At 64.9% G+C, this 15387-nt stretch carries 17 protein-coding genes, 1 other RNA gene and 1 riboswitch; of the genes, 9 read left to right on the forward strand and 9 right to left on the reverse strand.

Features of this window, described 5'->3' with window-relative positions; translation table 11 throughout:
- Nucleotides 1-119: 119 nt before the first annotated feature.
- Nucleotides 120-1064 (forward strand): LysR family transcriptional regulator, encoded by a 945-nt coding sequence (locus NG898_RS02160; protein WP_252690890.1) that lies wholly within the window; start codon nt 120-122, stop codon nt 1062-1064.
- Nucleotides 1065-1078: 14 nt separating this feature from the next.
- On the forward strand, nt 1079-1981 hold the full coding sequence (gene lgt, locus NG898_RS02165; RefSeq protein ID WP_252690891.1) for a prolipoprotein diacylglyceryl transferase: 903 nt from the start codon (nt 1079-1081) through the stop codon (nt 1979-1981).
- A gap of 66 nt (nt 1982-2047) precedes the next feature.
- Here lgt and NG898_RS02170 read toward each other — a convergent pair whose 3' ends face one another.
- The 5 genes from NG898_RS02170 to NG898_RS02190 form a co-directional block, all read right to left on the reverse strand.
- Nucleotides 2048-2749 carry an SIMPL domain-containing protein gene (locus NG898_RS02170; RefSeq protein ID WP_092972872.1) on the reverse strand — a complete coding sequence of 234 codons (702 nt, stop codon included), beginning with the start codon at nt 2747-2749 and terminating at the stop codon, nt 2048-2050.
- 94 nt (nt 2750-2843) lie between these two features.
- Entirely contained in the window at nt 2844-3314 is a 471-nt protein-coding gene (locus NG898_RS02175) for an EVE domain-containing protein (protein WP_252691603.1), read from the reverse strand.
- Between the two features lie 154 nt (nt 3315-3468).
- Nucleotides 3469-3688: non-coding RNA, 6S RNA (ssrS, locus tag NG898_RS02180), on the reverse strand.
- Nucleotides 3689-3903: 215 nt separating this feature from the next.
- A complete protein-coding gene (locus tag NG898_RS02185) occupies nt 3904-4221 on the reverse strand; it encodes a cell division protein ZapA (protein ID WP_092972874.1) in 318 nt (105 codons plus the stop codon).
- Between the two features lie 2 nt (nt 4222-4223).
- Nucleotides 4224-4544, reverse strand: a complete 321-nt coding sequence (locus NG898_RS02190; protein WP_092972876.1) for a hypothetical protein — start codon at nt 4542-4544, stop codon at nt 4224-4226.
- A 167-nt stretch (nt 4545-4711) separates the two neighbouring features.
- Nucleotides 4712-4959: riboswitch (cobalamin riboswitch) on the forward strand.
- 125 nt (nt 4960-5084) lie between these two features.
- On the opposite strand from NG898_RS02190, the gene NG898_RS02195 reads away from it, so the two are divergent.
- The 7 genes from NG898_RS02195 to cobC are packed head-to-tail and all read left to right on the forward strand — an operon-like array spanning nt 5085 to nt 11821.
- Complete coding sequence (locus NG898_RS02195) at nt 5085-6965, forward strand: TonB-dependent receptor domain-containing protein (RefSeq protein WP_252690892.1); 1881 nt, start codon at nt 5085-5087, stop codon at nt 6963-6965.
- Nucleotides 6962-7981, forward strand: a complete 1020-nt coding sequence (locus NG898_RS02200; RefSeq protein ID WP_252690893.1) for a FecCD family ABC transporter permease — start codon at nt 6962-6964, stop codon at nt 7979-7981. The genes NG898_RS02195 and NG898_RS02200 overlap by 4 nt, the downstream gene beginning before the upstream one ends.
- Entirely contained in the window at nt 7978-8817 is an 840-nt protein-coding gene (locus NG898_RS02205) for an ABC transporter ATP-binding protein (RefSeq protein WP_252690894.1), read from the forward strand. The genes NG898_RS02200 and NG898_RS02205 overlap by 4 nt, the downstream gene beginning before the upstream one ends.
- A complete protein-coding gene (gene cobO, locus NG898_RS02210) occupies nt 8807-9427 on the forward strand; it encodes a cob(I)yrinic acid a,c-diamide adenosyltransferase (protein WP_252690895.1) in 621 nt (206 codons plus the stop codon). Before NG898_RS02205 ends, cobO begins: the two co-directional genes overlap by 11 nt.
- Nucleotides 9427-10485 (forward strand): nicotinate-nucleotide--dimethylbenzimidazole phosphoribosyltransferase, encoded by a 1059-nt coding sequence (gene cobT / locus NG898_RS02215; RefSeq protein ID WP_252690896.1) that lies wholly within the window; start codon nt 9427-9429, stop codon nt 10483-10485. The genes cobO and cobT overlap by 1 nt, the downstream gene beginning before the upstream one ends.
- A 2-nt stretch (nt 10486-10487) precedes the next feature.
- Nucleotides 10488-11258, forward strand: coding sequence for an adenosylcobinamide-GDP ribazoletransferase (locus tag NG898_RS02220; RefSeq protein ID WP_252690897.1), 771 nt, complete (start codon nt 10488-10490; stop codon nt 11256-11258).
- Entirely contained in the window at nt 11243-11821 is a 579-nt protein-coding gene (cobC, locus tag NG898_RS02225; protein ID WP_252690898.1) for an alpha-ribazole phosphatase, read from the forward strand. The genes NG898_RS02220 and cobC overlap by 16 nt, the downstream gene beginning before the upstream one ends.
- A gap of 13 nt (nt 11822-11834) precedes the next feature.
- On the opposite strand, the gene NG898_RS02230 is transcribed toward cobC, so the two are convergent.
- From NG898_RS02230 to cobU, 4 genes are read right to left on the reverse strand one after another with little or no spacing between them, the layout of a single operon-like run.
- Entirely contained in the window at nt 11835-12791 is a 957-nt protein-coding gene (locus NG898_RS02230) for a cobalamin-binding protein (protein WP_252690899.1), read from the reverse strand.
- A 16-nt stretch (nt 12792-12807) separates the two neighbouring features.
- On the reverse strand, nt 12808-13815 hold the full coding sequence (cobD, locus tag NG898_RS02235; protein WP_252690900.1) for a threonine-phosphate decarboxylase CobD: 1008 nt from the start codon (nt 13813-13815) through the stop codon (nt 12808-12810).
- Nucleotides 13812-14792 (reverse strand): adenosylcobinamide-phosphate synthase CbiB, encoded by a 981-nt coding sequence (cbiB, locus tag NG898_RS02240; RefSeq protein WP_252690901.1) that lies wholly within the window; start codon nt 14790-14792, stop codon nt 13812-13814. Before cbiB ends, cobD begins: the two co-directional genes overlap by 4 nt.
- Entirely contained in the window at nt 14789-15364 is a 576-nt protein-coding gene (gene cobU, locus NG898_RS02245; RefSeq protein ID WP_252690902.1) for a bifunctional adenosylcobinamide kinase/adenosylcobinamide-phosphate guanylyltransferase, read from the reverse strand. Before cobU ends, cbiB begins: the two co-directional genes overlap by 4 nt.
- Nucleotides 15365-15387: the final 23 nt, after the last annotated feature.

Raw genomic sequence — 15387 nt, forward strand, 5'->3', positions numbered from 1 at the left:
CCGTGGGGTCGCACTATCGTTGTAGTCAACAGCCTGGCGCCCAGCATGCGCTTGGCGAAATGGCGCGTCAAATATATTATTGACAGATTATTGAGTCGAAAAAAATATCAATCGCCGATATGGATCTGCGCCAGCTTCGCTACTTCGTGACCGTTGCCGAGGAACTGCATTTCGGACGCGCAGCCGAGCGGCTTTCGATGACGCAGCCGCCGCTGTCGCAGCAGATTCGCGCGCTGGAAGACGAACTGGGCGTCACGCTGTTCCATCGCACGCAGCGCTCCGTGGCGCTGACGGCCGTCGGCGCGCGCTGGCTGGTCGAGGTGCGGCGTGTGCTTGCCGATGCGAATGCGTTGCCCGGCCTCGCGCAGCGGCTGGCGCGCGGGGAGGTCGGCTCGCTGTCGCTGTCCTTCGTCAGCACCGCCGATTACGGCATCCTGCCCGCCTTGCTGCGGCATTTTCGCGACGCGCGGCCCGATGTGCAGCTTCTGCTGCGCGAGGCCACCAGCGATGTGCAAATCGAAGCGCTCCTGGCCGGCGACGTGGATGCCGGCGTCGTGATTGCGCATCACGCGGGCTCGGTGCCTGGAGAGTTGGAATACCGCCCGCTCGTACGCGAGCGCCTTGTGCTGGCGGTGCCCACATCGCGCGCGGCGCAATGGGGGGTGGCGCAGGGTCAGCCCATTGCGCTGCCGGATGCGGCAGCCGAACCGCTCATCATCTTCCCGCGCCGGTCCGCGCCCGCGCTGTATGACATCATTACCGGCTATCATGCCGCGCACGGCGGCCGGCCCGGAGAATCTGGGGCTGCCACGCGCATCGGCCAGGAAGCCATCCAGATGCAGACCATCGTCAGCCTGGTCTCCGCCGAGATGGGCGTCGCGCTGGTGCCGGCATCGCTATGCAACCTCCAGCGGACTGGCGTGGTCTATCTCGAACTCGCCGCGCCGAGCCCGATCATCGAGACCGGGCTGGTGTGGCGACGCGATGCCGCTTCGCCGGTGCTGCCGTGGTTCGTGTCCAGTGCCGAAGCCGTTGCCAAGCTGCAAGAAGACAACCAAACCTGAAACCCACAGGATTCATGCTCATCCATCCGCAATTCGACCCCGTCGCCCTGCATCTGGGGCCGCTCGCCATCCGCTGGTACGGCCTGATGTATCTGGCGGCGTTCATCATGTTCCTGTGGTTCGGGCGCCTGCGCACGCGCCAGCCACACATCGCCGCCGAAGGCTGGAGCGGCCGCGACCTTGACGACATGCTCTTCTACGGCGTGCTCGGTGTGATTCTCGGCGGGCGCCTGGGCTACGTGCTGTTCTACAAGCCCGACTGGTATTTCGCCCACCCGCTCGACATCTTCAAGGTCTGGGAAGGCGGCATGGCCTTCCACGGCGGCTTCCTCGGTGTGGTCGTGGCGATGATGCTGTATGCGCGCATGCGCGGTCGATCGTGGATGCAGGTGACTGATTTCATCGCGCCGATGGTCCCGTGCGGCCTCGCAGCGGGGCGCCTCGGCAACTTCATCAACGGCGAGCTGTGGGGCCGTGTGTCGTCGCCCAATCTGCCTTGGGCGATGATGTTTCCGCAGGCACAGGGCGAAGACCGGGAGTGGCTGCTTTCGCATGCGCAAGAAGCCGTCACCAGCGGCGTACAGGCTGTGTTCGATCAGTACCACATGCTGCCGCGCCACCCCTCGCAGATCTACCAGTTCCTCGGCGAGGGTGTGCTGTTCTTCATCCTGCTGTGGCTATATGCGCGCAAGCCGCGGCCGATGGGCGCGGTGTCTGGCGCATTCCTGCTCGGCTACGGCGTGTTCCGCTTCATTGCGGAATTTGCCCGCGAGCCGGACAACTTCCTCGGCCTGCTCGCAGCGAACCTGTCGATGGGGCAGTGGCTGTCGCTGCCGATGATCCTAATCGGCATCACCATGCTGGTCTGGTCCTATCGTCGCGCAGGCAACGGTACAAAAGACCAGGCACACGCCTGACGTTGCAACCGTGCAAAGAAAAAGCCACCGAAGTCCGGTGGCTTTTTTCATGGCGCGGCTCGCTGCTTATTTCAGCATCTGCACGGCGCCGGAAACGGTCACTGTCACTTGAGCCTTGCCGCCCTCGATGGGCACCGGCGCCGAATCGTAAGATGCGGGAGCCGCTGCCATGCGCATCATCGGACGCGGGCCCGGGTTGTTGCTGCCCTCGCTCACATGCACGTCGCGGATCGTGTAGCTCGTGTAGCCGAACAGCTTGGTGGTCGTCAGTGCCTTGTCACGGAACGAATTCACGGCTTGGTCGATCAGCTTGGCTTCCGCCGCCGTGCGCGCCTCGCGCGAGAGCGTGAAATTCACGTTCTGCACCTGCATCTGGTTGGCCAGTTGGCCCGCCAGCTTGGACGCCGCTGCAAAGTCCTTCGACGTGATGCGCACCTCCGCGCGGCCGCGCCAGACGCTGATCTTGCCGTTGCGATCGGTGTTCGGATAAATGTTGAAGCCACCCGTTTCTGCCTGCACGCCGGATGTGCGCTTTGCCTGGTTGATCACCTCATCGGCCTTGCGCGACAGGGCCGTGGAGATTGCGCCCGGGTCCGCGCCTTCCTGCTCGGCCCCCAGGGTGAGCGTGACGGTGTCGGTCGGCACTTCGGCCACGGCCTGCGCATCCAGCGACAGTACGCCCGAATGATTCGTTTCAGGAGCGGCTTGTGCGAAAGCAGTCGTCATCATTGCAGTCCCTAAAATAGTTGCGGCCAGGACAGATTTCATTGTGTTCTCCCAAAAAAGCAATGTGATGCGTCTGACTGGTCGTTACGCGCATCGTTCATCACGTTTGTAACAATTCCCTGCCGATGCCAACCATTCACTCAGGGTCACGCATCAATTTGGCGGTGATGTAACGCCACTGCGCGGGCGTGACGGGTGTGATCGACAGGCGATTGCCGCGTTGCAGCACCGTCATGTCGGCGAGCTGTTCGTGCGCACGCAATGTCGGCAGATCGATCAGCGCGCATTTGCGCACGAACTTCACGTCGACGAGCATCCAGCGCGGCGCTTCCGGCTTCGATGCGGGGTCGTGGTAATGGCTCTTGGCGTCGAACTGCGTGGGATCTGGATAGCTGGTCGAGCACACTTCCGCCAGCCCCGCGATGCCGGGCTGCGGACAGGACGAGTGGTAGAACAGCACGCCGTCGCCGATGCGCATACGGTCGCGCATGAAGTTGCGTGCCTGATAGTTGCGAACGCCCGTCCAGGGCAAGGTGCCTTCGGCGTGCAGCGTATCGATGCTGGCTTCGTCGGGCTCGGACTTCATCAACCAGTACTGGGTGGCCATCGTGTGGGCGCGCGGGCGACGTGCGGGGAAGTGACGGTGTGCGCAGCATAGCAACACGGCCACGGCCTCGCCATTGGCGGTGCGGTAATGACGGGTGTATGGAGGATCGGCAAAGAAAAAGGCGGTAGCGCACATGTGCACTACCGCCTTTTGTTGGGTCCCCACCTTGGCCGCTAGACCCGCATCCTGAACCCAAGTGAGGTTCAGAGTGGCAGCGGAAGCCGCATTTTGGGTACATCACCGGCGCAGGGAGCCCACGACTTGCGTCGCACGCTATGCACTGGAAGACGCGCTCGCCCACACGGCATATCCCGCACCAAGCAATGCTTATCGGTTCAAGGAATTAATGGCCATGGCGAACCAGGCAGGGAAACTGTCAGACGCATCATCACGCTGTGTTTTGAGCGCATGGCGATGCGTCTGAAAGATTCATCGCAGGCAACCGTTTTTCTCTACTCTGTAGTCGCTAAAGCCTTATGTTGTAAGGGTTTGCGGGAGATCTTGGAAGCCATTGGGTGACACTATACACCCGTTCGCATCCGAACCCAAGCCCGGATGCGATCCGGTTACAAACACATTTTGACCTTCGCTAAATGACTTCTCCGTACTGGCGCAGCGCCTCGTCAGTGCGGGCGTTCAGGTCGGCCAGTTTGGCGCGAATCGTGTCGATCGGCAGGGCGGAATCGGACGCGGCCTGGCGTTGCATCGACAGCAAATCCGACGCGATGCTGATGGCGGCCATCACGGCAACGCGCTCGATGCCCTTGGTGTTCGAGCCGTTCTTGATGCGCGTCATCTGGTTGTCGACCATGGCTGCGGCTTCACGCAGGGCTGCTTCGTTATCGACCGAGACGGCAAACTTGTAAGGCTGCCCGGCGATGTTCACTTCAATTTGCTTGCTGCTCATGCTTAGGTCTCCGAATGCGGGGCGGGGGCGGCCGTTGTTTCATCGGCGCCTGCGGCCTGGCCGAGGAGGTCAAGCTGGCGCGCGTCGGTGGCCGTGGGCAGCTTGTCGAGAATCGATTGGATGCGCAGTTGCGCTTCTTCGATCTTGGCATTGAGCACGCTGCGGTCGGCGACCATCGCGTCGCGCTCGGTCTTGGAGGCCTCGGCTTCCGCCTGAAGCCGCTCGACTTCGGCGCGCAGGCGCTGGTTCTCGGCGGCTAGCGCATCGGCGTGACGCAGCACGCGCGTGATCTTGCCGGCAAGTTGTTCGAGTTCGTTCAGCATTGGGTGTCAATCAGAATCGAGTGGGGGGATTTTAGCCGATCATGAGCGTCGCGCCTGTCCTCCATACGGATGCGCAATAGGCGGCGGCTTGAGGCGACGCAGCGGGCACAACGTGCGGAGGGTGTGTTTTTACCGCGACTGGGGCGGGTTTGGCGTGCCTTTTCCGTTAAACTTCGCGGCGTCCTGGTGCCCGCAGCACCATCTGCAGTTAAACGGGAAGCAGGGAGCGCGCGCCCCAAGCGATGCGCCAACCTGCGCTGCCCCCGCAACGGTAAGCGAACGCCGCGTGTACCCGCCATCTCGCAAAGAAGATGGGTGCCGCGCGGTCTGTCCATATGCCACTGTTCCTTTGGGAATGGGAAGGCGGACAGGCCGCTTCGCCAGCCCGGATACCGGCCAGGACGGTGGATCTCAGAGCCGATGTGAAACCCTGGAGGGAACCGCATCGAGATCCTGCTGCCAGCGACCCGCGGGGGAACGGGTCCGGCTGACGCTTCTTGTCTTTTCAACATGAGCTTGACTACAAAGCGGCCACTCCGGATGCCCCGGACGGCCATGCGCGCGCTTGCCAGCGCACTAACGGGGGTCATGGCAGGTGCAGTCGCGCCAGCCTGGGCACAAAGCAATACACCGGTAGCCAGCACGCCAGTGGGTGAACTGAATCCGACGGTGGTGACGGCCTCGCGCAGCGAGCAGCCCCTGTCGGATGCACTGCCGCACACGACGGTCATCAGCCGCGCCGATATTGAGCGCTCGCAGGCGCCGGATGCGGTGACGCTGCTACGCCGCGAGGCCGGCATCGAAATCACACAGAACGGCGGCCCCGGCACCAGCGCCAGTCTTTTCATGCGTGGCGCCAGTTCCAGCCAGACGCTGGTTCTGATTGATGGCGTGCGGGTGAGTTCCGCTACGCTGGGCGCCACGCAGATCGATCAACTGATGGCCGACCAGATCGACCATATCGAGGTCGTGCGCGGCAATGTGTCGGCGCTCTACGGTTCCGACGCGATTGGTGGCGTGGTGCAGATCTTCACGCGCAGCGGCAAGGGGCATGCCCCGTTGGCCAACGCAGAGATTGAGTACGGCGCACGCAACACCAAGCGCGCGCAGGCGGGTATCAACGGCTCGCTGGGCGAGCGCGGCGATACGTCGTTCGCGGTGTCGGTGTCGGAGTTCAAGACCGACGGATTCTCTGCAATCAATCCGCTGCAGGCCAAGAATGCCAACCCGAACGACAACCCCTACACGAACAAGAGCGTGTCGGCGCAGTTGTCGCATCGCTTTTCCGCGGATTGGCAGGCAGGGCTGACGTACTTCCAGACCTGGGGCGATGTCAGTTACGACAGCGGCTTCGGCAGCCCGACCGATATCAATATCGCGCATAACCAGGTGCGGTCGATGTCGGCGTATGTGGACGGCAAGGTGACGCAGGACTGGAAGACGCGCGTGACGCTCTCGCAAGGTGACGATAAAAACCTGAACTTCCTGAACGGCGCGCAGAACGGTCGTTTCAACACGCGCAACCAGCAGGCGAGCTGGCAGAACGATTGGGCCTTCATGCCGAATCAGTTGTTCAAGGTGGGCCTGGAGCATCTGCAGACCAGCATCGACAGCGATGCCTACAACGTGCCCACGCGCAACGTCGATTCCGCTTACATCGGTTACGAAGGCAAGTTCGGTCCGCACCAGTTGCAGTTGAACCTGCGCCGCGACCGCTACTCGGACTTTGGTGGCGCCAACAGCTATTACGCCGGCTACGGCTTCGCGTTCAACCCCCAATGGAAGGCAGTGGCGAGTGTGAGCAACGCCTTCCGCGCGCCGAGCTTCAACGAGCTTTACTACCCGTTTTTCGGTAACCCGAACGTGCAGCCTGAGAAAGCACGCTCGGTTGAGGGCGGCGTGGAATACAGCAGCGCGATCGGTTTGGTGCGCGTAACGGCGTTCGAGACGGACTACAGCAACCTGATCACGGCTGTATGCGACGCAGATTTCAATTGCTCCGCAGCCAACGTCAACCGTGCGCGTGTGAACGGGCTCGAGACGTCGTATCGGGGTTCGATCTATGGCGTGGACCTGCGTGCGAGCTTTACCATGCAGAACCCGCAGGACTTGTCGGCCAACCAACTGCTGTCGCGCCGTGCTCGGCATTTCGGCAGCGTTTCGGCGTACAAGACGTTCGGGCCGTTCTCGGCGGGCGTGGAGTGGAATGCGGCGGGTGATCGTCAGGATTCGACCAAGACGCTCGGCGGCTATGGCTTGCTGAACCTGGTCGGCCGCTACCAGATCACGCCTGACTGGGCGGTGTCGGCACGTGTTGAAAACGTGACGAACAAGAACTACCAGTTGATCTATCCGTACAACACGGCGTCGCGTGGGGTGTTCTTCACGCTGTCGTGGCAACAGCACGAACCGAAGCGATGACAACACCTGCACTGCCCGCACGCGGTTTTGCCTGGCGACTGTGGTCGCTGCTGGCGCTTGCGTGCGTGGTGGTGCTGGTGGCGTCATTGATGCTCGGCAGTGTGAAGCTGTCGCCCGCTGAAGTCTGGCGGGCCCTCTTTTTTGGCAATAGCGGTGGCGATGGCCTGGCAGCAGGCATCGTCAACGAATTGCGCCTGCCGCGTGCGGGCGCTGCATTTGCTGCCGGCGGGCTGTTGGCCTTTGCCGGGGCGCTCATGCAGATGCTGCTGCGCAATCCGCTGGCCGATCCGTATGTGCTGGGCGTGTCCGGCGGCGGGGCAGTGGCGGCCCTCACGGCGATGTTGTTTTCGCTGCCGTGGTGGGCGGTGCAGACGAGTGCCGGAGTCGGAGCCCTGCTGTCGATGGCGCTGGTGGCGGCGCTGGCGCGTCAGCACCTGTGGCGTGGCGAGCCCGGCGAGGCCAATGCCCGCTTGCTGCTCGGTGGCGTGGTGATGGCCTCCGGCTGGGTCGGTCTGATCACGCTTATCTTGACGGTTGCGCCTGAGAACAAGCTGCGCGGCATGATTTTCTGGATGGTCGGTGACCTGGGTGGCGCCGATCGTTATGCGGGTGCGTTGGTGGCGCTCGTGGCGGCGATTGCTGTGGTGTTGCCGCATGCGCGCGACCTGAACGTGCTGCTGACCGGTGAAACCCGCGCCCGCGCGCTGGGTGTGCCGGTGGCGCGTGTGCGCGCGTTGATCTACGTGGTAGCGTCGCTGTGTACGGCGGTGGCGGTCACGATTGCAGGCTCGGTCGCGTTTGTCGGCCTGCTGGTGCCGCACATGGTGCGCCTGGCGTGGACCCGCGACGTGCGCATCCATTTGCCCGCTACGGCGATGGCCGGCGGGGGCCTGCTGATGCTGGCCGACCTGATTGCCCGAACGCTGATCGCCCCAACGCAACTGCCCGTGGGCGTGATCACCACCCTGCTCGGGGTGCCGACGTTTCTTTACCTGCTGATGCGGAGCGCGCGATGAGTTGGTGGCGCCGCCCAAGTCCAGCACCGGATGCGTTTGCCCACTTGGACACAGCGCCGGAACTTGCGCTGCACGATCTGCGGGTGACCATCGATGGGCGCGTGCTGATCGAGCGGTTATCGATGACGGCCACCGCGGGCCAACTCTGGTGCGTGATCGGGCCGAACGGCGCGGGCAAGTCGACATGGCTTTCCGTGCTGGCAGGCTTGCGCTTGCCGGACGGCGGCAGCGTCACGCTCGATGGTGTCCCGCTCGCCGATTGGCCGGCGCTGGCGATGGCACGCCGTCGCGCGTTTCTGCCGCAGACCTTGCATGACACCTTCCCCATCACCGTTTACGACGCCGTGATGACAGGCCGCCACCCGCATCTTGCACGCTGGGAATGGGAGGGCGACGCCGATGCCCGCGCCGTCGATGCGGCGGTGTCAGCGCTGCAGTTGCTGCCTCTGGCACAACGCGATGTGCGGACGCTTTCTGGTGGTGAACGTCAGCGCGTGGCGATGGCTGCCGTGGTGGCGCAGGAGGCGCGCGTGCTGCTGCTCGATGAGCCCGTCGCGCACCTCGATTTGCATCAGCAGGTTTCCGTGCTTCGCCTGCTGCGCGAGGGCTGCCGCAAACACGGCTGGCTGGTCGTGCTGACCGTGCATGACTTGAATCTCGCGCGCCGCTTCGCTACGCACGCGCTGCTGATGGATGGCGCCGGGCACACCACCGCAGGCATCGCGGCCGATGTGCTCACGCCCGAGCACTGCGCGCGCGTGCTGCGCACCCCTATTGCCGAGGTGGCCGACGGCCGCCTTACGGCCTTGATTCCTGATGATTCCGATGACGACTGAAGACAACAATGACGCGCTGAACGAGCGCCACCGCTCGCGCATGCAGCGCAAGAAGGCCGTGGTGGATGCCAAGATCGCCGCCGCCACCGACGTGCGCGGCGTGCTGCTTGTCAATACCGGCAACGGCAAGGGCAAATCCAGCTCCGGCTTTGGCATGGTGATCCGCGCCATGGGCCATGACATGCAGGTCGGCGTGGTGCAGTTCATCAAGGGCGCGATCCCGACCGGCGAGGAGCGTTTCCTGCGCCGTTTTCCCGAACAATGCAGCTTTCACGTGATGGGCGAGGGCTACACGTGGGAGACGCAGGACCGCACGCGCGACGTTGAAAAGGCGCAAGCCGCATGGGCCTGCGCACGCGAGCTGCTAAGCGATCCGACCGTCGGCCTCGTGCTGCTGGATGAATTGAACATTGCACTCAAGTACCACTACCTTGACGTGCAGACCGTACTGGCCGATTTGCGCGCCCGGCCGCCAGCGCAGCATGTGGTGATTACCGGGCGCGGTGCGCCCCCTGAACTGATCGACGCGGCAGATACCGTGACCGACATGACGCTCGTCAAGCACGCATTTTCCCAAGGCATCCAGGCGCAGCCAGGAGTCGAACTGTGATGAATCAAGCCATACACATTCCGCCATTTGATGACGCGCTGCGCGTGCGTCTGCAGGCCGCAGTCGACAGCAAGACCAAGCCGCTCGGCGCACTGGGCCGGCTTGAATCGCTGGCCGTGCAGATCGGCCTGATCCAGAACACCGACACCCCGCAGCTGACGCGCCCCGCAATGGTGGTATTTGCCGCAGACCACGGCATCGCCCACGCTGGCGTGAGCGCGTTCCCTCAAGCGGTGACCGCCCAGATGGTGCTCAACTTCATCGCGGGTGGCGCGGCTGTCAATGTGTTCTGCCGCCAGCATGGGTTTGCATTGGAGGTGGTGAACGCCGGTGTTGCCGCACCGTTGTGGATGGCGGATACGCCGGGCCTGGTCGATGCACCTGTCGGTCCCGGCACGCGCAACTTTGCCGACGAGGGTGCTGCGCAAGCCGCCATGACCGCCGACGAGCGTGACCGCGCCATGGCCCTCGGCGCGCAGCGCGTGGCGCACCATGCGGCACTCGGCACCAACGTGATCGCGCTGGGCGAAATGGGCATTGCCAACACGGCGTCTGCCGCGTGTCTGATGGCGCGGTTATGCGATTTGCCGGTCGCGCAGTGCGTTGGCCGCGGCACTGGGCTTGACGATGATGGCCTCGCCCACAAGCGTGCCGTGCTGGAGGCGGCAATGGCCAAGCATGCAGATGTACGTGAGCCGCTGGACGTGCTTGCATGCTTCGGTGGCTTTGAGGTCGCGGCGATGGTGGGTGCGGTGCTTGAAGCTGCGCAGCGGCGCATGGTCATCCTTGTCGACGGGTTTATCGCGACGGCCGCTGTGCTGGTAGCGGCTCAGGTGGCGCCCGACGTGCTGCGCTATTGCGTGTTCGGGCATGTGTCGGACGAGCGCGGTCATCGTGCGCTGCTGGAGGTGCTCGATGCGCGGCCGCTGCTGTCACTGTCGTTGCGGCTGGGCGAGGGCAGCGGTGCGGTGCTGGCCTATCCGGTGGTCGTGTCGGCCGTGGCGTTCCTGCGCGAAATGGCGACCTTCGCCAGCGCAGGCGTGAGCGAGCGCGCATAGCCATGAACGCCTTGCGCGAACATTGGCAGGCGCTGTGGACGGCGGTCGGGTACTTCACCCGCGTCCCTGTGCCGGCGTCGGTCGGTTTCTCGCAGGCGGGGTTGAATCGCGCGGCGCGCTACTTTCCGCTGATTGGCTGGCTGGTGGGCGCCGTAGCAGCAGCGGTGTATTGGCTCGTGTCGCGCCCGGTGCCCGCGCCCGGTGTGGCGGTGGCCGTGTCGATGGTGGCCACGCTGTTGCTGACCGGTGCGTTTCATGAGGACGGTCTCGCCGATTGCGCAGACGGCTTTGGCGGGGGCTACACGCCTGAAGACCGGCTGCGCATCATGCACGATTCGCGCATCGGCGCCTTCGGGGCGATTGCCGTGTGCATGGCGTTGCTGCTGAAGTGGCAATTGCTGAGCGCGATGGCGCCGCATGGTATCGCCATCCTCGTGGCAATGGTGAGCGCGCATGCTGCAAGCCGCGCGGCGGCCGTCAGCTACCTGCTCACCCACGACTACGTGCGCGCTGAAGGCAAAGCCAAGCCAGTGGCGCAACGCATGCGATGGAGCGATGCGTTGTGGGCCGGCGTGTTCGGCATCGCCCCTCTTCTATGGTTCGGGCCGATGTGCACGGCGCTCGTTGTCGTCGGGTTGATCGTTGCGCGCTGGCTGCTGGGTCGATATTTCGTGCGCCGCATCGGCGGCATCACGGGTGATTGTCTTGGGATGGCGCAGCAGATGTTCGAGCTGCTGATTCTGTGGGGGTTGCTGGCATGGATGTCATCCTGATCCGCCACGCGCGGCCCGCCATGACGGCGGGTCTCTGTTATGGCCGCACCGATCTGGAGCTGGCTTCGCCGATAGACCCCGAGCCTTCGGCCATCGTCGAGAAACTCAGCGCCCACACCCCGCATCGCCTGCTGGCGAGTCCGTTGCAACGCAGTCGCCTGACAGCCGAAGCCTTAGCGCAAATAGCTCAACTTCCCACGATCGAAATCGATGCGCAATTGATGGAACTCGATTTTGGCGCCTGGGAAGGCCGCCAGTGGGAGGACATCCCGCGCGCGGAAATTGACCAGTGGGCGCGCGATCTTGTGCACGGCAATCCGCATGGCGGGGAATCTGCAGCAGATTTGCTGGCGCGCGTGACGACCTGGGCCGAGGCGACAAGCGCGACGCCCGCGTCTTGCGTGTGGGCGGTGACGCATGCCGGCTGCATGCGCGCCCTGGCGGCACACTGGTTGCAGCGGCCATTGGCCGAGACGCTGCAATGGCCGCTGCAATGGGGGGCTGCCTGCGGCTTTCGTGTGCAGCCCGACGCGTTGCCGGTGTTGCTGTTCTGGAACCGCTGACCAGCGACGCGATTCAGCGACCCAACCCGTTGGTGGTTTGAGAACCCAGACGCCGCATGCGGGCTTGCTCCAAGTCTTCGCACAACAGCGTTGCGGCTTCCACCAGGCGCGGTCCAAAGCGGTTGATCAGGTCGCCATTGATGCTGAAGAGGTTGCCGCGCTGCACGGCCAGCAATTGCGGCCAGCGCTTCCACGCGTCGAGCGTATCGATCGGGCGGCTGCCTTGCGTGGCCCCCATGCTGGCGGACAGCAGCACTTCGGGGTTGGCTGCAATCACGGCCTCGGGCGAAACGGTCGGCACCAGCAAGGGCTCGCCGGCAAACACATTGCGGCCGCCGCAAAGCGCCAGCATGTCAGAGAAGATGTGCTGGCCGTTGAGCGTCATCAGCGGCTGTTCCCATACCTGATAGAACACCGAAACCGGCGGGCGGCTGGCGTAGCGCTGGCGCAGCGTATCGGCGCGTTGGCGGAATTGCTGGGCCGCGTCGTGCGCGCTGGCACGGGTGTCGAGCAGCGTGCCGAGCGCCTCGATCGAGCGCGGAATATCGCTCATGCGATGCGGCTCGGAGAAGAACAGCGGAATGCCCAGCGCACGCAGCCGGTCGATCTGCTTCTGCGCGTTGCCGTGGCGCCAGACCACCACCAGATCGGGCTTGAGGGCAGCGATGCGTTCCAGATCGAGCGAGCGGTTATCGCCCACGTGAGGAATGTCGCGTGCGGGTGGCGGGTAGTCGCTGTAAGCCACGGTGCCGATGATGCGTGCACCGCCGCCGGCCGCGAACAGCAGCTCGGTCGCATGCGGGGCGAGGCTGACGATGCGTTGCGCGGGGCGCTGCAGCGTAACGGTGGCGCCGCTATCGTCCGTGACGGAAATGGTGGCAAATGCCGGTGCGGCTGCGATCGTGAGCGCAAGTGCGAAGAGGCCGCGTGCGCACAGGCGACGGGCGAGACAAGAGAGACGAACGGGCATCGGGGGGGAGGGCAGGTCAAGCGGAGTGCGACAGCGATGCTAGCGCATCGGCAAGACGTTGCCATCCGGTTTCATCCGGGGGCAGGCCGAAGCGCAAGCCGCTGAAGGGCGCATCAAACAGGCGGGTCCAGATGCCGAGGCGCGCTAGGCCTGCATGCAGCGCCCGCGCATGTGGGCCGTGTGCCCAGGCAAACAGCGGTGTGGCGGCATTCGGCAGGCCGTGGCGATCCAGCAACGCCGAGAGCCGCGCCCCCGCATGCCGCAGTTGCGCGCGCGTTGAAACTTGCCAGGCGATATCGGCCAGCGCTGCACGCACCACGGCACGGGCTGGGCCGTTGACTGTCCAGTGCCCCAGCGCCTCGCGCAGCGCAGACACCAGATCAGGCGCCGCCAGCGCAAAGCCGATGCGGGCGCCCGCCAGCCCGTAGAACTTGCCGATGGAGCGCAGCACCACGAGCCCCGGCACGCCAGCCAGGGGCGCCAATGTGGGGCCATCGTCGAACGCCTCAATAAAGGCCTCGTCCACGATCAACGTGCCGCCGCGTGCGTGCAGAAGCGTGTGCCAATCGCGCAGGGTCTCTGCGGGCAGCACGCGCGCCGTTGGGTTGTTCGGGTTGACGACAACCAAGTGCTGCACGTCGTTGGGCAGGTCACCGAGGAAGGCGGCTTCGGGCAGTGCCACGACGTCGTGGCCGGCGCGTGCAAAGGCGGGTGCGTATTCGCTGTAGCCGATCTGCGCGATGCCGGCACGCCCGCGCGGCAGCAGCGTCGGCAGCGTGCGGATCGCCGCTTGCGACCCTGCAACCGCCAGCACGGCGCGCGCGTCGATCACGCCGTAGTGCGCGGCGGCCAGCGCTTCGAGGCCGTCGTCTTCGGGCAGGCGCAACCAGGCGTCGGGCGGGATCGGCGGGATGGGGTAGCCGTGCGGGTTGATGCCTGTGGACAGGTCAAGCCAGCCGCCGGCAGGCTCTCCGTACAGCGCGCGTGCGGCCGCGAGATTGCCACCGTGGACGATGGCGTTCACGACAGGCCCCACGCCAACGCCCCGATCAGGCCCAGTACGCCGAGCCACAACCACAACGTGCGCGACACGAGCGTCAACGCCCGCGCGATATCTGCTGCGGTCGCCGGCTTGCCAGTGCCGAGCGAAGGGCGCGCTTCTTCCACGCCTTCGTAGCGTGCTGCTCCGCCGAGCTGAACGCGCAGGCTGCCCGCGCCCGCGGCCATCACCGGGCCTGCGTTCGGGCTCGACCATTGCGGAGCCTGCGTGCGCCAGCAGCGCAGCGCATCGGCGGTGTGGCCAAGCAGCGCGTAGCTGATTGCCGTGAGGCGGGCGGGAATCCAGTTGAGCACATCGTCGATGCGCGCAGCCGCCCAGCCAAAGCCGGTAAAGCGCGCATTGCGGTAGCCCCACATTGCATCGAGTGTATTGGCCAGCCGATACAGCACCACGCCCGGCGCGCCCGCCACCACAAGCCAGAACAGCGGCGCGAAGACGGCATCGCTGCCGTTCTCCAACGCAGATTCCACGGCGGCGCGCGCAATGGGCTCATCCGCGGCTTGTGTGAGGTCACGCGAGACGATGCGCGAGGCGAGGGTGCGTGCACGGGGCAGATCCGCATCGCGCAGCGCAAGCGCGATCGGCGCGATGTGGTCATGCAGGCTGCGCGCTCCGATAGCGAAATAGAGCGCGATTGCATCGAGCGCAACCACCAGCCACGGCGACACATCACGCGTCATGACGGCGAGCCATCCCGCCAGCAGCGCGAACGGCAGCACGGCGCCAGCCCATGCAACGAGACCGACGATGCGCGACCACGCCAACGCAGCCGGTGTGCGGTTCATGCAGCGCTCAATCGCTTTGGCGATGCGTCCGAAGCCAACGAGCGGATGCCAGCGCGGCACCTCGCCGAAGAGCCGATCGAGCAGCACGCCCGCGATCGCGGCCAGCGTCACGAGCGGCCAGCCAAGATCGAATACGCCACCCGACGACACGCTCACGTGGCAGCGCCGAGTGACGGCCCTTTCACCGCCATCGGAATACCGGCCACCAGCAGATGCACGTTGTCGGCCAGCGCGGCTAGACGCTGGTTCAGCCGGCCCAGCTCATCCACGTAGAAACGCGTGACGGCGCCCATCGGCACCACGCCCAGGCCGATCTCGTTGCTTACGAGGATGACCTCGCCAGGCAGCAGCGGCAGCGCGGTGAGTAGCGCATCGATCTCGGCGGTCCAGGCTTCGGGTGGCGTGACGAGGCCTGTCTCGGGATATTCGTGGTGCTCTGAGAAGAGCAGATTGTTGAGCCACAGCGTCATGCAATCGACCAGCACGCAGCCACCGTGCTGCGCGTGCGTGTAGAGCGCTTCGGCCAGTCGCACGGGCTCTTCGACCAGCCCCCAGTTGGCTGGGCGTCGCGCGCGGTGGAGGGCCACGCGCAATTGCATCTCTTCGTCGCCCTCGCCGGCGGTGGCGACGTACGTGACCGGCCCCGCGCATTGCAGTGCGAGCTGTTCGGCGTGGTGGCTTTTGCCCGAGCGGGCACCACCGAGGACGAGGGTGAGGTGGCGTGACATTCCAGCATTTTAGCGAGGGCGCG

Source organism: Ralstonia mojiangensis (assembly GCF_023955645.1).
Classification (GTDB): Bacteria; Pseudomonadota; Gammaproteobacteria; order Burkholderiales; family Burkholderiaceae; genus Ralstonia; species Ralstonia mojiangensis.